This window comes from Amycolatopsis kentuckyensis, assembly GCF_041679295.1.
Lineage (GTDB): Bacteria > Actinomycetota > Actinomycetes > Mycobacteriales > Pseudonocardiaceae > Amycolatopsis > Amycolatopsis kentuckyensis_A.
Genome location: NZ_JBGDMD010000014.1, coordinates 124,469 through 143,985 on the forward strand (window position 1 = coordinate 124,469; position 19,517 = coordinate 143,985).

Annotated in this window: 22 protein-coding genes; 12 read left to right on the plus strand and 10 right to left on the minus strand. The window is 71.0% G+C overall.

Annotated elements, in window-relative coordinates; translation table 11 throughout:
• Positions 1-147 precede the first annotated feature (147 nt).
• Entirely contained in the window at positions 148-1,755 is a 1,608-nt protein-coding gene (aceB, locus tag ACERZO_RS43700) for a malate synthase A (RefSeq protein ID WP_372671874.1), read from the minus strand.
• A 93-nt stretch (positions 1,756-1,848) separates the two neighbouring features.
• On the minus strand, positions 1,849-3,129 hold the full coding sequence (gene aceA / locus ACERZO_RS43705) for an isocitrate lyase (protein ID WP_372671875.1): 1,281 nt from the start codon (positions 3,127-3,129) through the stop codon (positions 1,849-1,851).
• A gap of 228 nt (positions 3,130-3,357) precedes the next feature.
• On the opposite strand from aceA, the gene ACERZO_RS43710 reads away from it, so the two are divergent.
• Positions 3,358-4,782 carry a short-chain fatty acyl-CoA regulator family protein gene (locus ACERZO_RS43710; RefSeq protein WP_372671876.1) on the plus strand — a complete coding sequence of 475 codons (1,425 nt, stop codon included), beginning with the start codon at positions 3,358-3,360 and terminating at the stop codon, positions 4,780-4,782.
• Here ACERZO_RS43710 and ACERZO_RS43715 read toward each other — a convergent pair.
• Positions 4,772-5,761: a hypothetical protein gene (locus ACERZO_RS43715; RefSeq protein WP_372671877.1), complete on the minus strand. Its 990-nt coding sequence runs from the start codon at positions 5,759-5,761 to the stop codon at positions 4,772-4,774. The two genes, ACERZO_RS43710 and ACERZO_RS43715, sit on opposite strands and share 11 nt — an antisense overlap.
• Positions 5,758-6,249, minus strand: coding sequence for a SigE family RNA polymerase sigma factor (locus ACERZO_RS43720; protein WP_372671878.1), 492 nt, complete (start codon positions 6,247-6,249; stop codon positions 5,758-5,760). Before ACERZO_RS43720 ends, ACERZO_RS43715 begins: the two co-directional genes overlap by 4 nt.
• Positions 6,250-6,335: 86 nt before the next feature.
• On the opposite strand from ACERZO_RS43720, the gene ilvA reads away from it, so the two are divergent.
• Both ilvA and ACERZO_RS43730 read left to right on the plus strand, forming a co-directional pair.
• Positions 6,336-7,592, plus strand: coding sequence for a threonine ammonia-lyase IlvA (ilvA, locus tag ACERZO_RS43725; RefSeq protein WP_372671879.1), 1,257 nt, complete (start codon positions 6,336-6,338; stop codon positions 7,590-7,592).
• A gap of 20 nt (positions 7,593-7,612) precedes the next feature.
• The gene (locus ACERZO_RS43730; RefSeq protein WP_372671880.1) at positions 7,613-8,179 is read left to right on the plus strand and encodes an NADAR family protein; all 567 of its coding nucleotides are present in this window, start codon (positions 7,613-7,615) and stop codon (positions 8,177-8,179) included.
• Positions 8,180-8,209: 30 nt separating this feature from the next.
• Here the strand turns inward: ACERZO_RS43730 and ACERZO_RS43735 are convergent, their stop codons facing one another.
• Positions 8,210-8,917 (minus strand): FadR/GntR family transcriptional regulator, encoded by a 708-nt coding sequence (locus ACERZO_RS43735; protein WP_372671881.1) that lies wholly within the window; start codon positions 8,915-8,917, stop codon positions 8,210-8,212.
• Between the two features lie 75 nt (positions 8,918-8,992).
• Here ACERZO_RS43735 and ACERZO_RS43740 point away from each other — a divergent pair, with 75 nt between their 5' ends.
• A complete protein-coding gene (locus ACERZO_RS43740; protein WP_372671882.1) occupies positions 8,993-9,868 on the plus strand; it encodes a carbon-nitrogen hydrolase family protein in 876 nt (291 codons plus the stop codon).
• Positions 9,865-11,190: an APC family permease gene (locus ACERZO_RS43745; protein ID WP_372671883.1), complete on the plus strand. Its 1,326-nt coding sequence runs from the start codon at positions 9,865-9,867 to the stop codon at positions 11,188-11,190. Before ACERZO_RS43740 ends, ACERZO_RS43745 begins: the two co-directional genes overlap by 4 nt.
• Position 11,191: 1 nt before the next feature.
• Here the strand turns inward: ACERZO_RS43745 and ACERZO_RS43750 are convergent, their stop codons facing one another.
• Both ACERZO_RS43750 and ACERZO_RS43755 read right to left on the minus strand, forming a co-directional pair.
• On the minus strand, positions 11,192-11,566 hold the full coding sequence (locus ACERZO_RS43750; RefSeq protein ID WP_372671884.1) for a hypothetical protein: 375 nt from the start codon (positions 11,564-11,566) through the stop codon (positions 11,192-11,194).
• 43 nt (positions 11,567-11,609) lie between these two features.
• On the minus strand, positions 11,610-12,362 hold the full coding sequence (locus ACERZO_RS43755; protein WP_364457597.1) for an acyltransferase: 753 nt from the start codon (positions 12,360-12,362) through the stop codon (positions 11,610-11,612).
• Between the two features lie 52 nt (positions 12,363-12,414).
• Between ACERZO_RS43755 and ACERZO_RS43760 the strand changes: the two genes are divergently transcribed.
• From ACERZO_RS43760 to ACERZO_RS43785, 6 genes are all read left to right on the plus strand, one after another.
• Positions 12,415-13,377, plus strand: a complete 963-nt coding sequence (locus tag ACERZO_RS43760; RefSeq protein WP_372671885.1) for a nucleoside hydrolase — start codon at positions 12,415-12,417, stop codon at positions 13,375-13,377.
• A 17-nt stretch (positions 13,378-13,394) separates the two neighbouring features.
• A complete protein-coding gene (locus ACERZO_RS43765) occupies positions 13,395-14,531 on the plus strand; it encodes a C40 family peptidase (protein WP_372671968.1) in 1,137 nt (378 codons plus the stop codon).
• Between the two features lie 98 nt (positions 14,532-14,629).
• Positions 14,630-15,037, plus strand: a complete 408-nt coding sequence (locus tag ACERZO_RS43770; RefSeq protein ID WP_372671886.1) for a YciI family protein — start codon at positions 14,630-14,632, stop codon at positions 15,035-15,037.
• 4 nt (positions 15,038-15,041) lie between these two features.
• A complete protein-coding gene (locus tag ACERZO_RS43775; protein WP_372671887.1) occupies positions 15,042-15,539 on the plus strand; it encodes a pyridoxamine 5'-phosphate oxidase family protein in 498 nt (165 codons plus the stop codon).
• Between the two features lie 67 nt (positions 15,540-15,606).
• A complete protein-coding gene (locus tag ACERZO_RS43780; protein ID WP_372671888.1) occupies positions 15,607-15,822 on the plus strand; it encodes a hypothetical protein in 216 nt (71 codons plus the stop codon).
• A 2-nt stretch (positions 15,823-15,824) separates the two neighbouring features.
• Positions 15,825-16,964, plus strand: coding sequence for an RNA polymerase sigma factor (locus ACERZO_RS43785; protein WP_372671889.1), 1,140 nt, complete (start codon positions 15,825-15,827; stop codon positions 16,962-16,964).
• Between the two features lie 48 nt (positions 16,965-17,012).
• Here the strand turns inward: ACERZO_RS43785 and ACERZO_RS43790 are convergent, their stop codons facing one another.
• Both ACERZO_RS43790 and ACERZO_RS43795 read right to left on the minus strand, forming a co-directional pair.
• Positions 17,013-17,834, minus strand: a complete 822-nt coding sequence (locus ACERZO_RS43790) for a hydrolase (RefSeq protein ID WP_372671890.1) — start codon at positions 17,832-17,834, stop codon at positions 17,013-17,015.
• Positions 17,831-18,673 (minus strand): alpha/beta fold hydrolase, encoded by an 843-nt coding sequence (locus ACERZO_RS43795; RefSeq protein WP_372671891.1) that lies wholly within the window; start codon positions 18,671-18,673, stop codon positions 17,831-17,833. Before ACERZO_RS43795 ends, ACERZO_RS43790 begins: the two co-directional genes overlap by 4 nt.
• Positions 18,674-18,771: 98 nt before the next feature.
• On the opposite strand from ACERZO_RS43795, the gene ACERZO_RS43800 reads away from it, so the two are divergent.
• Positions 18,772-19,137: a winged helix-turn-helix transcriptional regulator gene (locus ACERZO_RS43800; protein ID WP_372671892.1), complete on the plus strand. Its 366-nt coding sequence runs from the start codon at positions 18,772-18,774 to the stop codon at positions 19,135-19,137.
• Between the two features lie 4 nt (positions 19,138-19,141).
• Here ACERZO_RS43800 and ACERZO_RS43805 read toward each other — a convergent pair whose 3' ends face one another.
• Complete coding sequence (locus ACERZO_RS43805; RefSeq protein WP_372671893.1) at positions 19,142-19,510, minus strand: VOC family protein; 369 nt, start codon at positions 19,508-19,510, stop codon at positions 19,142-19,144.
• Positions 19,511-19,517: the final 7 nt, after the last annotated feature.

Consider the following 19,517-nt stretch of genomic DNA (forward strand, 5'->3'; position numbering starts at 1 on the left):
ACCCGGCGACGGGGAGCCACCGTCGCCGGGTCAGTCCGGACCCACACCATCCCAAACGGTGTGGAATCCGGCCGCCCCTCGTCAGGTAGGGGAGGCCGGTCGCTCGAAGCACTCGTTACCGCTGAGAGCGCATCGAACAGAGCCCTGCTACCGGGCGTCCGTGAGGTACCGCGCGTAGGCACCCGTGGTGAGGAAGCTCGGCAGCTTCTCGCCCAGCGCGGTTTCGGTGAAGATCTCGTACGCGTCGTCGAGGCGGTTCTCCGAACCGAGTTCGGCGCGCACCGAGGCCAGCTCGTCGTCCAGGAACTCGACCGCGAGCTCGCGGGTCAGCGCGGTGCCGTCCTCGAGCTTCGTGCCGTTGCGGATCCACTGCCACACCTGGCAGCGCGCGATTTCCGCGGTGGCCGCGTCCTCCATGAGGTTGTGGATCGCCGCCGCGCCGGTGCCGCGCAGCCACGCGTCGACGTACCGCAGCGCCACGTTGATGTTCGCGCGCACGCCCGCTTCGGTGACCTCGCCGCCGGCGCTCGCCACGTCCAGCAGGTCCTCGGCGGTGACGTGGACGTCTTCGCGCAGCTTGCCGAGCTGGTTGGGCCAGCCGCCGAGCACGCCGTCGAAGACCTCGCGGCAGATCGGGACCAGGCCCGGGTGGGCGACCCAGGAGCCGTCGAAACCGTCGGCGGCCTCGCGTTCCTTGTCCGCGCGGACCTTCTCGGCGGCGATCTCGTTGACCGAAGGGTCCTTGCTCGGGATGAACGCGGCCATGCCGCCGATGGCGTGCGCGCCGCGCTGGTGGCAGGTGCTCACCAGCAGTTCGGTGTAGGCCCGCATGAACGGCACGGTCATGGTGACCTGCGCGCGGTCCGGCAGCACGAAGTCGGCGCCGTGCGCGGCGAAGTTCTTGATGAGGCTGAAGATGTAGTCCCAGCGGCCGGCGTTCAGGCCCGCCGCGTGCTCGCGCAGCTCGTAGAGGATCTCGTCCATCTCGAACGCGGCGGTGATCGTCTCGATCAGGACGGTCGCGCGGATCGTGCCGCGCGGGACGCCGAGTTCGCGCTGCGCCATCAGGAAGACGTCGTTCCACAGCCGCGCTTCGAGGTGGTTCTCCAGCTTCGGCAGGTAGAAGTACGGGCCGACGCCGCGGGCGAGCAGCTGGCGCGCGTTGTGGAAGAAGTACAGGCCGAAGTCGACCAGGCTCGCCGACACCGGCCGGCCGTCGATGCGGATGTGCTTCTCCACCAGGTGCCAGCCGCGAGGACGCGCGACGATCGTCGCGGGGTCGTCGCCGATCGTGTAGCGCTTGCCGGCCTCGGTGGTGAAGTCGATGTTGCGGCGGATCGCGTCGTAGAGGTTGATCTGACCGTCGATGACGTTGTGCCACGTCGGCGACGTCGCGTCCTCGAAGTCCGCCAGCCACACCTTGGCGCCCGAGTTCAGCGCGTTGACCGTCATCTTGCGGTCGGTCGGGCCGGTGATCTCGACGCGGCGGTCTTCCAGACCGGGCGCGGTCGGGGCGACCTGCCACGACTTGTCCTCGCGCACCCGGCGCGTCTCCGGCAGGAAGCCGAGCGGCTTCTCCCCGGACTGCAGTTCCTCGCGCCGCGTGCGGCGGGCGTCGAGCAGCTCGCGCCGGCGGCCGGCGAACGTGTTGTCCAGCTTGGCCAGGAAGTCGAGCGCCGCCGGGGTCAGGATCTCCGCGAACCGGCCCTCGACCGGCCCGGTGACCTCGATGCGGTAGTTCAGCCGATCAACCATGGGGTGCCTCCACGAGCTGTGCAGGGAAGGAAAGAAGGGAGGGACGCGGCCTGACGACGGGAGGGGGGTGCCGCCGTCAGGCCGCGGCCGGGATCAGTGGAACTGGGCTTCTTCGGTGGAGCCCTTGAGCGCGGTGGTCGAGCTCTCCGGGTTCAGCGCCGTCGCGACGTTGTCGAAGTAGCCGGTGCCGACCTCGCGCTGGTGCTTGGTGGCGGTGTAACCACGGCTCTCCGAGGAGAACTCGCGCTCCTGCAGGTCGACGTAGGCGGTCATGCCCTCGCGGGCGTAGCCGTGCGCCAGGTCGAACATCGAGTAGTTCAGCGCGTGGAAGCCGGCCAGCGTGATGAACTGGAACTTGTAGCCCATGTGGCCGAGCTCGCGCTGGAACTTCGCGATCGTCGCGTCGTCCAGGTGCTTCTTCCAGTTGAACGACGGCGAGCAGTTGTAGGCCAGCATCTGGTCCGGGAACTTCGCCTTGATCGCCTCGGCGTACTTGCGCGCCACCTCGAGGTCCGGCTCCGAGGTCTCCATCCAGAGCAGGTCGGCGTACTGGCTGTAGGCCAGGCCGCGCTCGATGCAGGGCTCGATGCCGTTGCGGACCTCGTAGAAGCCCTCGGCGGTGCGGCCGCCGGTGAGGAACTGCTGGTCGCGCTCGTCGACGTCGCTGGTCAGCAGCGTCGCGGCCTGCGCGTCGGTGCGGGCGACGACCAGGGTCGGCACGTTCAGCACGTCGGACGCCAGACGGGCGGCGTTCAGCGTGCGCTCGTGCTGCTTGGTCGGGATGAGGACCTTGCCGCCGAGGTGACCGCACTTCTTCTCGGACGCGAGCTGGTCTTCCCAGTGCACGCCCGCAGCACCGGCGGCGATCATGCCCTTCATCAGCTCGAACGCGTTGAGCGGACCGCCGAAGCCGGCCTCGGCGTCGGCGACGATCGGGGCGAACCAGTCGATGTCCGTGTTGCCCTCGGCCCAGTTGATCTGGTCGGCGCGGCCCAGCGCGTTGTTGATGCGGCGGACGACGGCCGGCACCGAGTTGGCCGGGTAGAGGCTCTGGTCCGGGTAGGTCTGGCCGGACAGGTTGGCGTCGGCCGCGACCTGCCAGCCGGACAGGTAGATGGCCTGCAGGCCCGCGCGGACCTGCTGGACGGCCTGGTTACCGGTCAGGGCGCCCAGCGCGTGGATGTAGTCCTCGGTCTGCAGGAGGTTCCACAGCTTCTCCGCGCCGCGGCGGGCCAGGGTGTGCTCCTCGACGACGCTGCCGCGCAGCTTGATCACGTCTTCGGCCGAGTAGGAGCGCTGCACGCCCGCCCAGCGCGGGTCGTTCGCCCACTGCGCCGCCAGCTCCGCGGCCGCCTGCTTGGCCTGTTCCGTCATCGGTTCTCCCGGTGTTGCGAAGTTTGCGATTGCTCGCCTTGCCTGATCCGACCCTCGCACGGCAGGGAAAATCCGGTCCAGCTGTCCAAGTTGCCAATTTGTGCGAAGGGTCCGTAGACTCCTTGCAAAGGTTGCGAATCAGCCGATTCGCAACGGCTCGAAAATTCGCGTTCTTGACCGTTCACGTAACCGTTCAGGACCGGAAACCTTCCGGAGAAGAGGGCACGAATGGAGAAGACTTTCGCCGGAGCGCGGTTGCGGCATCTGCGCGAAAGCCGGGCGATGAGCCAGGCCGACCTCGCTCGTGTGCTGGAGATCTCACCCAGCTACCTCAACCAGATCGAGCACAACTCGCGCCCGCTGACCGTCCCGGTGCTGCTGCGGATCACGCAGGCGTTCGGTGTCGACACCGAGTTCTTCGCGAACAACGACACGTCCCGGCTGGTCGCCGACGTCAAGGAAGCCCTGCTCGACGAGGTCCTCGGCGTCGACGTCACCACCAGCGAGCTGAACGAGCTGGCGACGAACCTGCCGGCGATCGCGCAGGCGCTGGTCAAGCTGCACCGCAGCTACCGCAACGCCGTCGAGAGCACCGCCGCGCTGACCACGGAAAACGGCCTGGGCCTGCACGGGAGCGCGGCGGCGCCGCTGCCGCACGAGGAGGTCCGCGACTTCTTCTACGAGCGCGAGAACTACGTCGCCGAGCTGGACGAACGCGCCGAGAAGATGGCCGCCGACATCCCGCTGCAGCGCGGCCAGGTGCTCGGCGCGCTGAAGGAACGGCTCTGGCAGCGCTACGGCGTCGAGGTGACCAGTGACGGGATCGACGAATCCGCCGGTCAGCAGCACCGCTACGAGCCGGTGACGCGCGTGCTGCGGCTGGCGCCCAGCCTGCGGGTCGGGCAGCAGGCGTTTCGCATGGCTTCGCAGATCGCGCTGCTCGAGTACGACGACCTGATCACCGAGCTGGCCGACTCGTGGGCGTTCTCCGGCCCGGCCGCGCGCTCGCTGGCCCGCGTCGGCCTGGCCAACTACTTCGCGGGGGCGCTCATCCTCCCCTATGGACCGTTCCTGGCCACGGCCGAGCGGTTCCGCTACGACATCGAGCGGCTGTGCGACCACTACGGCGTCGGCTTCGAGACCGTGTGCCACCGGCTGTCGACGTTGCAACGCCCGAAGCAGCGCGGGGTGCCGTTCTCGTTCGTGCGGGTGGACCGGGCGGGGAACATGTCGAAGCGCCAGTCCGCGGCCGGCTTCCACTTCTCCCGGGTCGGCGGCGCCTGTCCGCTGTGGAACATCTACGAGGCGTTCACCCAGCCGGGGAAGATCCTGACGCAGATCGCGACGCTGCCCGACGGCAAGAGCTACTTCTGGGTCGCGCGCACGGTGTCGCGCAACATCGGCGGGTACGGCAGCCCGGGCAAGACGTTCACCGTCGGCCTGGGCTGCGAACTCCGCCACGCCGGTCGGCTCGTCTACTCGACCGGGCTCGACCTGGACGAGCCGGCCGCCGCGACGCCCATCGGGATGGGCTGCAAAGTCTGCGAACGGCCGGCTTGCTCCCAGCGCGCGTTCCCGACGATCGGCAAGCAGCTCACCGTCGACGAGAACACCAGCACCTTCGTCCCCTACCCGGCGGTGCCTAAGGGCTGATCACGTGCGTGGTCCACTTCGATTCGTCCGGGCCGAGCAGCGTGATCCGGCTCAGCAGGTCCTGCGCCGTGATGCCCGCGGCCTTCTCCTTGTCGATCCCGACGCAGGCCTCGAGCCCGTTCTTCTTCACGCACCGCGGCACGCCGAGGCCGTCCTTGCGGCTGGATCCGGGCGGGGCGACGTTGATCGTCACCAGCGCCCCGTTCGCCGAGTACTGGAGCACCAGCTTCCAGGGGACGCCGTCCTGGTCCGGCCGCCGGGACGTGTAGGCGTCGGACAGGTGGAACGCCGGCGGGAGGCTGCTGATGTGCAGCGGCAGGGGTACGGCCCGGGGGCCGAAGGTCACTTCGCCGGCCACTCGCACCAGCGCCTGCTGCAGGTCGGGCCGGGCGAGGTAGTACGTGTGCAGCTGGGCCCAGCGCCCGTCCGGGGTCGGCCAGCGCAGGTAGCTGTCGCCGTGGTTGAGGGGGTCGTTCGCGTCGGCCGTGATCCAGTGGCCGTCGCGGCCGCCGACCTGCTGCGGGACCTGCTTCGGCGTGCCGCTCAGGTTGCGCGGCGCGGCCGGTTCGCGGTCGTAGACCGAGAGCCAGATCATCGGGGCCAGGTCACCGCGGCCGATGGCCAAGACCGTGTCGCCGTGTCCACCCGCGGCGTACTCGATGCCCGTGACCTCCTCCGGCAGCCAGCCGAAGCTCGCCTTCGCGACCAGCGGGTTGTCGGTCGGCGACGGGGCGACGGGGGTGGGGGTGGCCGTCGGCAGGACGGCGGCCGGCGCGGGCGGAGGCGTGGTCCGGAATACCGACACGGCCGTGAGGCCTGCGGCCGTCACCACCGCGGCACACCCGATGACCAGCGCCGTGGTCCGCGCGCGACGACGACGTCCCCCCAGCCGGCGGGCCCGGTCGAGGTCGATCCGGGGCGGCGGCGCGGGCGCGTCGGCGAGTTCCTTCAGCTTGGTGGCCAGCTCGTGGTCGGTCATGCTCGTCCCTCCCGGATGGGGTCGCCCAGCAGCTCGCGCAGCGTTTCCACGGCCTTCGCGGTCTGGCTCTTGACCGTGCCTTCCGAACAGCCGAGCGCCCGCGCGGTGTCCGCGACCGGCAGGTCGCCGAAGTAGCGGAGGACGACGGTCGCGCGCTGGCGGGCGGGCAGCCGGTCCAGCGCGGCCCGCAGGTCGAGCGCCGCTTCGACGTCCGAACCGGGCGTGGGCCGCTCGTGGTCGGCGCCCCGCAGGTCGACCCGGCGCCACCACGACGTCCGCTGCTCGGCCAGGAACGCGTTGACCAGCGTCCGGCGTGCGTAGCCGTCGAGGTTGTCCGCCCGTGCGGCCCGCGGCCAGTTCGCGTAGAGCCGGGTGATCGCCGTCTGGACCAGGTCGTCGGCCCGGTGCCAGTCGCCGCAGAGCAGGTACGCGACCTTGCGGAGCCAGCCGGCCCGTGTCGTCACGTAGTCGGTGAAGCCCGCCTCCATGGAACCCCCATCCTGTTCGTCACCCCTTTGATGCGCCCGGAGGCCCGGACGGTTGCCCGGCGCGCGCGAGTCGTAGATTCAACGGGGTGCACGACATCGACACGGTGACCGCGGCGACCATCGAGAAGGCCGCCGAGCGGCTGGCCGGGGTGGTGACCCGCACGCCGCTGGAGCCGAGCGCGCGGCTGTCGTCCCGGGTGGACGCCCAGGTCTGGGTGAAGCGCGAGGACCTGCAGACCGTCCGGTCGTACAAGATCCGCGGCGCGTACAACTTCATCGTCCAGCTCGACGAGCCGACCCGCGCCCTCGGGGTCGTCTGCGCGAGCGCCGGGAACCACGCCCAGGGCGTCGCGTACGCGTGTCGACGGCTGGGTGCCGACGGCCGCGTGTACGTCCCGGGCACCACGCCGCGGCAGAAGCGCGAGCGCATCGCGACGCTCGGCGGCGCGCACATCGAGGTCATCGTCGTCGGCGAGACGTACGAAGACGCCTTCGCCGCGGCCAACGAGGACGCCCAGCGCACCGGCGCCACGCTCGTGCCGGCGTTCGACGACGTCCGGACGGTCGCCGGCCAGGGGACGGTCGCGCTGGAGGTCGTCGAGCAGCTCGGGTTCGTGCCGGACGTCGTGGTCGTCCCGGTCGGCGGCGGCGGGCTGCTCGCCGGGGTCGGCAGCTGGCTGCGTGAACGGCACCCGGACGTCCGGGTCGTCGGCGTCGAACCGGCGGGCGCGGCGTGCATGGCGGCCGCTCTTTCGGCCGGGCACCCGGTGCGGCTGCCCGAGCTCGACTCGTTCGTCGACGGCGCCGCGGTCCGCGAGGCCGGCGCGGTCACCTACCCGCTGATCCGCGAGAGCGGCGCCGAGCTGACCGCGGTCGCCGAGGGCGCGATCTGCACCGAGATGCTCGCGATGTACCAGTCGGACGGGATCATCGCCGAACCCGCGGGCGCGCTGGCCGCGGCGTCGCTCGGCTCGGTGGTCCGGGTCGAGCCGGGGCAGACCGTCGTCGTCGTGGTCTCCGGCGGCAACAACGACGTCAGCCGCTACAGCGAGATCCTCGAACGCTCGCTGATGCACGAAGGGCTGAAGCACTACTTCCTGGTCGGGTTCCCGCAGGAGCCGGGCGCGCTGCGGCGGTTCCTCGAGCAGGTACTCGGCCCCGAGGACGACATCACGCGCTTCGAGTACGTCAAGCGCACCAACCGCGAGATGGGCCCGGCGCTGGTCGGCATCGAAATCGCCCGCGCGACCGACCTGCCGGGACTGCTCGCCCGGATGGACGCGAGCCCGCTGCAGGTGGAGCGGATCGAGCCGGGCAGCCCCCTGTTCCACTTCCTGCTCTGACCGCGTGGTCCACTAGGCGGATGGTGAAGGTCGACGGTGTCCGCAGTGTCGAGGCGTTGCGCGAAAAGGTCCACGAGGGTGCGGAGCCCGAATACCTGCTGTTCTACGGGCACGCGCCCTCGAAGTCCGGCCGGGTCACGGCGAGCTGCCTGAGCCAGTGGTGGGTCGACCCGTTCGAGGCCGACGGCGTCGAGTACCCGACCGCCGAGCACTACATGATGGCGGGCAAGGCGCTGCTGTTCGGCGACGTCGAGAAGGCCGAGCTCATCCGGTCGACGCCCGACCCGAAGACGGCGAAAGTGCTCGGCCGCGAGGTCGCCGGGTTCGACGCGGCGACCTGGGAGCGGCACCGGTTCGACATCGTCGTCGACGGCAACCTGGCCAAGTTCAAGGCCCACCGCGACCTGCGCCGGTTCCTGCTGGGGACCGGCGACGCGGTGCTCGTCGAGGCGTCCAAGAAGGACCTCGTCTGGGGCTCCGGCCTCGCGAAGGAGGAGAAGAACGCCACCAAGCCGGACTACTGGCGCGGGCTGAACCTGCTCGGCTTCGCGCTGATGGAGGTCCGCGACCAGCTGCGGGCCCGCTGAGTCACGTCGCCGCGCCCGGGCAGTACATCGCTACTGCTCGAGGCCGACGAACATCGTCTGGTGCAGGCCGCGCACGTGTTTCCGCGTCACCCGGGCCGCCGCGTCCGGGTCGCCCGCCGACAGTGCCTTCACCAGCTTTGCGTGGTCGCGGTTCGACTCGCGCAGCTTCGCCATCGGGTACGGCAGGTAGAACCGGTACAGCTCCGCCAGCACCACCTCGTACTGCGCGACCGCCGCCGCCGGGCCGGGGGCCGCCACCGTTCGGTGGAACTCCGCGTCCAGCTCGTGGAACTCCGCCCAGCCCTTCGCCGAGTCCATGCGCGCGACCAACGTCCGCAGGTGCGGCAGGTTCGGGGACCTCTTCGCCACCAATTGGACCAAGCCCGACTCCAAGACCATCCGGTGGTCGATCAGGTCACGAACCTCCGCCGCCGACTCGCGGTAGGCGCCGACCTCGCGGACTCGCTCCGCCGGTGGGTCCGCGGCCACCGATGTCCCGCCGCCCCGGCCGCGGCGGCGTTCGATCAGCCCGTCGCCGACCAGGGACTCCAGAGCCCTTCGCACCGTGATCTCCGCGACGCCCAACGCCCGCGCGATCTCGGCGTTCGCGGGTAGGCGCTCGCCCGGTTTCAGCAGGCCGAGCTCCACCGCCAGCGCGATCCGGGCGCGGACGGTGTCCAGTGCCGACAACCGCCGGATGCCGGTCAGGGCCGGGGCGCTCAGGTCTGCCGTCGCCATGAAACGACCGTACCGCACAAACTGCTCATCTTGAGCACTCTTGTTTAAGTGTTCAAGGTGGACTATTTTTCGTCCATGCCGCGACCACTGCCGATCGCCCTCGTGCAAGCGCCGCCCCGGCCCGTCGGGGACGGCGGGTTCGCGGGCGAGGTCGAAGCGGTCCTTCGCCGGTTTCCGGACACGCGCTTGGCCGCCTTCCCCGAGCTGCACCTCTGCGGCGTCGACGGCGAGGGCGACGAGCGCACTCGTCAACTGCGCGAAGCCGCCGAGCCGTTGCACGGAAAACGGACCACGGAACTCGCCGAACTGGCCGGCGACCTCGGGATCTGGCTCGCGCCGGGCACCGTTTGCGAAGCAGGCGACCACGGCGAGCTGTTCAACACCGCCCTGGTCTTTTCCCCGCGAGGCGAGCTGGCCGGCTGGTACCGGAAGGTTTTCCCCTGGCGGCCGCACGAGCCGTACGACCCCGGCGACCGGTTCGTCGTCGCCGATCTGGCCGACGCGGGCCGCGTCGGGTTCTCCATCTGCTACGACGCCTGGTTCCCCGAAGTGACCCGCCACCTCGCCTGGATGGGTGCCGAGCTGGTGCTCAACCCCGTCCAGACCACGACCCCCGACCGGGCGCAGGAGCTCGTCCTGGCCCGGGCGAACGCCATCGTCAACCAGGTGTTCGTCGCCAGCGTGAACACGGCCGGCCCGTTCGGCATGGGCGACAGCCTGCTCGTCGGCCCCGAGGGCGACGTCCTCGGCGCGTTGCCGGGAAACGGCCACGGCGTCCTCGCCCACACCATCGACCTCGACGAGGTCGCGCGCGTCCGCCGTGACGGGACCGCCGGCACCAACCGCCTCTGGGCGCAGTTCACCCCCGCCGACGCTCCCCTGCGGCTACCGCTCTACCAGGGCCGGATCGACCCGGACCGCTGGAGCCCACGAGAAGGAGACGACCGATGACCACCACGGGCGCGGCCCCGGCCACCCTGCAGCGCCGGCTCGGGCTGCCCGGCGTCGTCCTGTTCGGGCTCGCCTACATGGCCCCGCTGATCGTGCTCGGCACCTTCGGCATCGTCGCGACCACGACCGACGGCACCGTGCCCTCGGCGTACCTACTCGCCCTGGTCGCGATGCTGTTCACGGCCGCGAGCTACGGGAAGATGGCCGCCACCCACCCCGTCGCCGGCTCGGCCTACACCTATGTCCGGAAAGCCGTCGACGCGCGCGCCGGGTTCCTCGTCGGGTGGGCGGTGCTGCTCGACTACTTCTTCCTGCCGATGGTGATCTGGCTGATCGGCGGCGCCTACCTCTCGGCCGAGTTCCCGTCCGTACCCAATTGGCTCTGGTTGATCACTTTTATCGCGGTGACGACCATCCTCAACGTGCTCGGCATCAAGATCGCCGAAAAGGCCAACTTCGTCCTCATGGCCTTCCAGATCCTGGTGATCGGCTTCTTCGTCGTTCTTTCGGTCAAGCAGGTGCTGCACGTCGGCGGCTCGCTGGCCAGCACGCAGCCGTTCTTCCACCCGGGCAGCACGCTGGGCACGATCTCCGGCGGCGCCGCGCTCGCGACGTACTCCTTCCTCGGCTTCGACGCCGTCACGACGTTGACCGAGGAGACGACCGAACCGCGCCGGACGATCCCCCGCGCCATCCTGCTGACCGCGCTGATCGGCGGCGGCATCTTCATCGTGCTCGCCTACTTCACCCAGCTCGCGCACCCGGGCAGCGCGTTCACCGACGAGTCGTCCGCCGCGTTCGAAATCGCGACGACGATCGGCGGCAACCTCTTCGCGTCCTTCTTCCTCGCCGGTCTGGTGGTCGCGCAGTTCGCGTCGGGGATCGCCGCGCAGGCGAGCGCGTCGCGGCTGATGTTCGCCATGGGCCGCGACGGCGTGCTGCCGCGCGTTTTCGGCAAGCTGCAGCCGCGGTTCGCGACGCCGGTGTTCGGCATCGTCCTGACCGGGCTCGTCGGGCTGGTCGCGCTGGCGCTGGACGTCAGCACGTCGACGTCGTTCATCAACTTCGGCGCGTTCACCGCGTTCACGTTCGTCAACGTCAGCGTGCTGGCGACGTGGCTGCGCGACCGGACCGGGAAACGCGTGCTGACCTGGGTGGTCTTCCCGGTGATCGGTGCCGTGGTCGATTTGTGGCTGCTGGTCAACCTCGACGGCATCGCGCTGGTCTTCGGCCTGGTCTGGCTGGCGATCGGCATCGCCGTCCTGGCGGCGATCACCCGCGGGTTCCGGCGGCCACCGCCGGAGATGACCTTCGAAGAGTAGGTCAGCCGCCCGGGCAGTCGGTGCCGCCGCCGCTGCGCTCGACGCAGTGGCGCGGGCCCGGCGGTGGCGGCGCGTGCCGGACGTGGTCGATCCAGCTCGAAACGGCGACCACCGCCGCCACCGCGAGACAGCTGCCGAAGAACCAGGTCCAACCGCGCCGCCTCGTCGTCGCCGAAACGACCACGCCCACGAGCGGCAGTCCCGCGCCGAGCCAGGACGCCCAGGTCAGATATCCACGGGCGCCGTCGCCGACTTCGCCGAAAACAGGGATGCTCGCCAGGAAGCCGAGCAGCACCAGGAACGGGACGACGAGCAGCAGCCCCACGGCGCACAACGCCACCACGACCGACGACCACGCGGTCCGGAGATCCCCCACCCGGCCAGTCTGCCCGGAAAAGGACCACGAGTCCTGAGTAGATCTACTGCTCGAGTGTCTTCTGCAGCGCCTTGTTCGCCTTCCGCGCCATGTCCGCGACAGCCTCGCGACGGGCCGCGTCGGCCGCGTAGTCCTCTTCGCGGTTACGCACGACTCGCGCCGGCGCGCCGACCGCGATCGAGTAGTCCGGGATGTCGCCGCGGACGACCGCGTGCGCGCCCAGCACCGAGCCGCGGCCGATGCGGGTGCCCTTCAGCACGCTGACCTTCGTGCCCAGCCACGTGTCCGGGCCGATGCGGACCGGCGACTTCACGATGCCCTGGTCCTTGATCGGCACGTGGATGTCCGAGATGACGTGGTCGAAGTCACAGATGTACACCCAGTCGGCGACCAGCGTGGCCGCGCCGAGCTCGATGTCGAGGTAGCAGTTGATCACGTTCTGGCGGCCGAACACCGACTTGTCGCCGATCCGCAGCGAACCCTCGTGGCAGCGGATCGCGTTGCCGTCGCCGATGTGGACCCAGCGGCCGATCTCCAACCGCCCGTAGCCCGGCCGGCAGTGGATCTCGACGTCCTTCCCGAGGAAGAGCATCCCGCGCAGGATGATGTGCGGGTTGGCGAGCCGGAACTTGAGCAGCCGGTAGTACCGGACCAGGTACCAGGGCGTGTACGCGCGGTTGCGCAGCACCCAGCGCAGCGAGTCGGCGGTCAGGAACTTCGCCTGCCGCGGGTCCTGCCGCGCGCGGCGCCAGGCCCGCACCCGCGACAGCGCGGGCGCACCCCACATCGACGTCATGCCCGTGACCGTAACCTGTGTACGGGACGGGTTCACGGGCAAGGGGAGCTGGATGGGCACGAAGCTGATCATCGACACCGACCCGGGCGTCGACGACGCGCTGGCGATCGCGCTGGCCGCGCTGTCCCCGGACGTCGACCTGCTGGGCGTGACGTCGGTTTTCGGCAACGTCCCCCTCGACCGCACGACGTCGAACGCGCGCCGCCTGCTGGAGCTGTTCGGCCGCACCGACGTGCCGGTGGCCGCCGGGGCGAGCCGGCCGCTGGTCCATTCGAAACCACGCGACGCCAAGGAGGTCCACGGCGGCGACGGCCTCTCGGGCCACTCCTACACGCTGCCCGAGGCGACCCGTCCGCTCGAAGAGCGCGACGCCGTCCGCCTGATGCTGGACATCCTCGAAGCCTCGGACGAGCCGGTGACCATCGCCCCGATCGGGCCGCTGACGAACATCGCCGCCCTGTTCGCGGCCCACCCGGGCGCGGCGGCGAAGATCGGGCGGCTGGTGATCATGGGCGGCGGCGTGACGTTCGGCAACAGCACCACCGCCGCCGAGTTCAACATCTGGAGCGACCCCGAGTCGGCCCGCCGGGTACTGGTCGAGGAGGACGTCCCGGTCGTGCTCGTGCCGCTCGACCTCACGCACCGCTGCGCCGTCGACGGCGAGTGGCTGGCCAAGCTCGCGGCGTCGGGGCCGGTCGGCGCCACCCTCGAAGGCCTCACGTCCACCTACCGGCAGCACTACACGCGCGTATTCGGCGAAGACCGGATGGTCATGCACGACGCCGTCGCGGTCGCCGAGGCGATTTCGCCGGGGATCCTGCACACCGAGACCTACCGCGTCGACGTCGACTGCGGGCTGGGGCCGGCGCGCGGGCAGACGCTCGTCGACCGGCGGAAGCTCGGCGAGGACGATCCGCAGTTCAGTCCCGGCCGCCCGATCGAGGTCGCGATGGACACCGACCTCGACGGCCTGCGCGGCTTCGTCCTCGACCGGCTGACCGGGGCCGCGCGGTGAGCGACGAGCCCGAGATCGTGCCCGAAGAATCGTCCGAAAAGGAGCCGCGTCGCCGGAGAGCCGCCGTCGTGGTGGCCGCGGTGGTCGTGGTCGCCGCCGCGCTCGTGGTCGGTGTCCAGTTCGCGCCGAAGCAGCAGGAGACGACGAACGCCGCCGCGACGGTCACGTCGACGCCTTCGCCGACGCCGTCCGTCCCGAAATCGACCACGCCCCCGCAGACGTCGGCGCCGCCGAAGGTGCCGGAAGCGAGCGAGTTCGACGCCTGGGCGTCCAAGACCAGCCAGTGGCTCGACGTCCCGCTGCGCGCGATGGTCGGCTACGCGAAGGCGACGACGAAAATCGGCAAGGACATCCCCGGCTGCCACCTCTCCTGGGTGACGCTCGCCGCGGTCGGCAAGGTGACCTCCGACCACGGCCGGGCGCGGGGCGGGCAGATCGGCACCACCGGCGTGCTCGACAAGCCGCTCGGCACGATCGAGGTGCACGACTTCTACAACAAGGTCGTCTCGACGCCGAACGCCGCCGGGCCGATGCAGCTCTCCCCCGCGCTCTGGGCGAAGTACCAGGCGAGCTACGCGGGCGGGAAGCCCGATGTCCAGAACATCGACGACGCCGCGCTGACCACCGGCCGCGCGCTGTGCGACGGCGCGACCGACCTGTCGCAGGGCCAGCCGTGGTGGGACGCGGTCGCGAAGCTGCAGTCGGCGCCGCTGTTCCTGCACCGGACGCTGGCGACGGTCAACGTCTACGGCACGGTCGGCCAGGGCTCCGCCGCGCCGAACCCGGCGGTACTGAGCGCGGTGAACTTCGCCATCGACAAGATCGGGCTCCCCTACATCTGGGGCGGCAACGGCACCGGCGGCAACGACCCGGGCTTCGACTGCTCCGGCCTGACGACGGCGGCGTACGGCAGCGCCGGCGTCAAGCTGATGCGCACGGCCGACACGCAGTTCCGGAGCGTCCCGCACGTGACCGATCCGCAGCTCGGCGACCTGATCTTCTACGGCGAGCCGGCGACGAAGATCCACCACGTCGGCCTCTACATCGGCAACCAGCAGATGATCGACGCGCCGCAGACCGGCCAGGCCGTGCAGGTCCACTCCTACCGCCGCGACGGCGACGACTACGCCGGCGCGGGCCGCCCGACCGCCTGAAAAAAACTTTCCCGGGCGATGTCGAGAACGCGCGATCGGGTGCGTCCCCGGTGCGAACGCGGCCAAAATGGGCCGCACCCGCACCGAGGAGAACCGCGATGGCCAAGTACCTGCTGCTGAAGCACTACCGAGGCGCTCCGGCATCGGTCAACGACGCACCCATGGACCAGTGGACGCCGGAGGAAATCTCGGCTCACATCAAGTACATGGAGGACTTCGGGAAGCGGCTCGAGGAGACCGGCGAGTTCGTCGAGCACCGGGCGCTCGCCCCGCAGGGCACCTGGGTCCGGTTCGACGGCGAGGGCCGCCCGCCGGTCACCGACGGCCCGTTCGCCGAGACGAAGGACCTCATCGCGGGCTGGACGATCATCGACGTCGACAGCTACGAGCGCGCCCTCGAGCTGGCCGCGGAGCTGTCGGCCGCTCCGGGCAAGGGCGGCGAGCCGGTCGCCGAATGGCTCGAGCTTCGCCCGTTCTGGGGCCCGGCGACCACCATCACGGAGTGACGCCATGGACCAGAGCGCCATCGACGAAGTCCTGAACCGCCCGCTGAGCCGCGAGCTGCTGGCCCGCGACCTGACCCGGCTCGCCTACACCGCCCTCGACGGCACCCCGCGCTCGATCCCGATCGGGTTCACCTGGAACGGCTCGCAGCTCGTGCTGTGCACGTCGACGAACGCGCCCAAGCTGCCGGCGCTGCGCCGCAACCCGGCGGTCGCCCTGACGATCGACACCGAGGTGCACCCGCCGAAGATCCTGCTGATCCGCGGCACGGTCGAGCTGGACGTCGTCGACGGCATCCCGGACGAATACCTGCAGTTCAACGGCACCTACGAGATGACGCCCGAGCAGCGCGTCGAGTGGGAGGCGGGTGTGCGGTCGCTCTACGACGGCATGGTCCGCATCGTGGTCACGCCGACGTGGGCGAAATTGATCGACTTCGAGACGACACTGCCGTCGGCCGTCGAAGAGCTCGTCCGCCGGCGCGACGAGCGCCAGTCCGTCTGACAGGGGGAACCATGGGGAACTTTCCACGGCGTTCTTCGCCGAGCTCGGGCTCCGGCCGGAAGGCGACATGACGGTCGAAGGCCGCGTGGTCGACCTCATCAACGGGCTGGACGGGGTCCGCTCGGACATCGCGATGATGCGGACCCCGGACTGCGTCGGGTGCCTGACCAAGCACGGTGGCGAGCTCGTCGGCGAGATCGCGCAGTACGAGGACAGCTTCCGCCTCTGCTACCTGCGCGGACCGGCGGGGCTCATCGTCGAGCTGGCAGAAAGGGTCGGTTGAGCATGGACGAAGTCCTGCTCCGCGGCCTGACGCCGCACGTGCTCGGGATCGTCGTCCGGCGCGGGGCCGACTTCGCGTCGGCCGAGGACGCCGTGCAGGACGCGCTGGTGGAGGCCCTGCGCGTCTGGCCGGCCGATCCGCCGCGCGACCCGAAGGGCTGGCTGGTCACCGTGGCGTGGCGCAAGTTCCTCGACGCGGCCCGGTCGGACAGCGCCCGCCGGCGGCGCGAAGACGTCGTCGAGCCGGCGCCCGGGCCGGTGTCCACCGTGGACGACACGCTCCAGCTGTACTTCCTGTGCGCGCACCCGTCGCTGACGCCGTCGTCGGCGGTCGCGCTGACGCTGCGCGCGGTCGGCGGGCTGACCACCCGCCAGATCGCGCAGGCGTACCTGGTCCCCGAAGCGACCATGGCGCAGCGGATCAGCCGGGCGAAGCGCACGGTCAGCAGCGTGCGGTTCGACCAGCCCGGCGACGTCGCGACCGTGCTGCGGGTGCTCTACCTCGTCTTCAACGAGGGTTACTCCGGCGATGTCGACCTGGCCGCCGAGGCCATCCGGCTGACCCGGCAGCTCGCGGCCGCGATCGACCACCCGGAGGTCGCCGGGCTGCTCGCGCTCATGCTGCTGCACCACGCGCGGCGCGCCGGCCGGATCGCGGCGGACGGCAGCCTGGTGCCGCTCGCCGAGCAGGACCGCGGCCGCTGGGACACGACGGCGATCGCGGAGGGCGTCGAAATCCTGCAGGCCGCGCTCGCCCGTGATCGGCTGGGCGAGTTCCAGGCCCAGGCGGCCATCGCGGCCCTGCACGCCGACGCGCCCACGGCCGGCGAGACCGACTGGGTGCAGATCGTCGAGTGGTACGACGAGCTCGCGAAGCTGACCGACAGCCCGGTCGTCCGGCTGAACCGCGCGGTCGCGGTCGGTGAAGCGGACGGACCGCGCGCGGGGCTCGCGGCCCTCGCGGAGGTGGACGACACGCTGCCCCGGCACACGGCGGTGGCGGCGTACCTCCACGAGCGCGACGGCGACCTGGTGACCGCGGCCCGGTTGTACTCCGAGGCGGCCAGCAAGGCGCCGAACCTGGCCGAGCGGGACCACCTGACCCGGCAGGCCGCGCGGCTCAACACCCGCCTGCGCGGCTGACGCGCCCACGATTCGCGAGCCGCATCCCTCGACGCCCGCCGGCGCGACTCAGCCGAGGTGGTCGTTTTCCCCGCTCACCCAGGCGATGTACCGCTCTGCCGACCGCCGGACCGCGTCCTTGGCGTTGCCCAGGATCGTTCCGCCCAGCAGGCCGTAGAGGCGGTCGAACTCGTACGGCTCCAGCCGGTCCACGATCCGGCGCACCAGGCCCGCCGACAGCGGGATCTTGTTCGGGTAGCTGCGCATGAACGTCACCCAGCCGGCCGCCGCCACCGGGACCATCGTGTCGCCCACCAGCAAGACGCCGCCGGTCTCGTTGGCGACGTGGGCCACCGCGGCGCCGGGGAAGTGCCCGCCCGCCTCGATCAGCGTCACGCCCGGCAGGACCCGCTCGGTGCCGGACCACTCGCGCAGCACCGGGTCCTCGCGCCGCACCCACCGCCGATCCGCCGCGTGCACCAGCACGGGGACGCCGCCGAGCCGGTGGCTCCAGCTGACCTGGGAGCCGTACATGTGCGGGTGACTCGCCACGATCACCGCGGCCCCGCCCAGCTCCTCGAGCCGGTCGGCGAGCGCCGCGTCGAGGTGGTTCGGCGGGTCCCACAGCAGGTTGCCCTCGGGCGTCCGCACCAGGTGCGTCCACTGGCCGATGCCGAACGGCGGCTCCCGGTTGAACCGGTGCAGCCCCGGTTCCAGTTCCTCGTGGACGACTTCGTGAGCGCCGGCCGAGAGGTCGTCCAGGGTCGTCCACACCTGGCCCGAAGCGGGCACCCACTGGCGGTCGTCGGCGCAGATGGCGCAGTCGCCGGCCGGGGGTCGTTCGGTGTCGGGGTGCTCGACCCCGCAGGTTCCGCAGATCCAGATCGTCACGACACGAGTGTCGGAGCTCCAGCGAGGTCGAGGTCAAGGAACGGCTCGAGCAGCGGGAGCAGGGCGTCCGGCCGGTCGAGCGGGATGATGTGGCCGCAGTCCTCGACGAGGTGGGTCACGAGTTCGTCGGCGACCGGCCGCAGCTGGCGGGCGAGCGCGTCCCCCACCGGGTGGGCGCCGATCGCCATCGTGGGCACCGTGACCCGGCCCGCCGCGACGGCGTCCGCGATCTGCCCGGCGCTGACCGGCATCGCGCGGTAGTGGGCGAACGCGGCACGCAGGGCGTCGCGTCCGGTGTACGCGGCGACGAAGTGGTCGCGGAGCTCGCGCGGCAGCCCGCGGCCCCGCGTCCCCGCGTTGAGGAACCAGTCGACGTACTCGCCTTCGTGTCCGGTCAGGACGGTCTCCGCGAGTCCCGGGACGGCGTGGAACCCGAACCACCACGGCGGCCCGCCCGCGAGGAAGTCCTCGGCGCCCGGGAGGCGCCCCAGCAGCGACTCCATCAGGACGAGTCGGCGGACGCGCTTGGGGCGTCGCATGGCCAGCATGAACGCGGGCGGCGCGCCCGCGTCGATGCCGACGACGGCCGCCGTCGGCTCCCCTACCGCGTCGAGGAGCGCTTCGGCGTCGGCGGCGAGGGTGCCCGCGTCGTAGCCGTCCGGCGGACGTTCCGACTCGCCGAGGCCGCGCAGGTCCGGCGCGATGACGCGGTGGCGCCGCGCCAGCCGTGGGACGACTTCGGTCCACAGCCGCCGGGTGTGCGGGAAGCCGTGCAGCAGCAGGACGGCCGGGCCCTCCCCGGTGACCGTGACGCCGACTTCGATGCCGTTCACCAGCATGTCTCTCCCTGAGCAGTTACCATTGGTTACCAGAAAACCGTAGGTAACTTGCCGGCGACGGCCAAGACGGCACTTTCCCGACAGGTGGTGAGCTCCAGGTGACCCCCTCCCCGCGCGGCGACCTGTTCGACCCGGCGTGCCCGACGCGCCGGCTGCTCGACCGGATCGGCACGAAGTGGACGTCGATGGTGGTGAAGGTGCTGGCCGAGGCGGACCCCCGCGAGGTGCGGTTCGCCGAGCTGCAACGGCGGATGCCGGGGGTCTCGCAGAAGATGCTGTCGGTGACGTTGCGCTCGATGACGAACGACGGCCTGGTCGCCCGCCGCGTCGAGCCGACGGTGCCGCCGAAGGTCCACTACCGGCTGACCGACCTGGGCCGGTCGCTGGAGATCCCCCTGGCCGCGCTGCGGAACTGGGCCGAGGAGCACATGGCGGAGATCGACCGGGCCAACGCGGCGGACTGACTCCTCAGGCCGGGCCGGCGAGGCCGATCAGGTTGCCCTCCGGGTCGGTGAAGTGGGCGACGACCAGGTCGCGCCCGGGCGCGCGGTCCGGGCCCATCCGCCGCGTGCCGCCGAGGCGTTCGGCGTCGGCCAGCGCGGCCGCGACGTCCGGGACGCCCACGTAGAACACCACGTGGCTCTCGTACTCCGTCCCGCCGCCGACGCCACCCGGGATGCCGTCCGTCTCCACGAAGCCGTAGTTGCCCGCTTCGGACACCTGGGCCGACACCGGCCCCGACGTGTCGTACTCCCAGCCGAACAGCTCGCCGTAGTACCCGCGAAGCCGCGCCGGGTCGGTGCCGATGATCTCGAAGTGCACGACCGGATTTCCCATGGCGGCC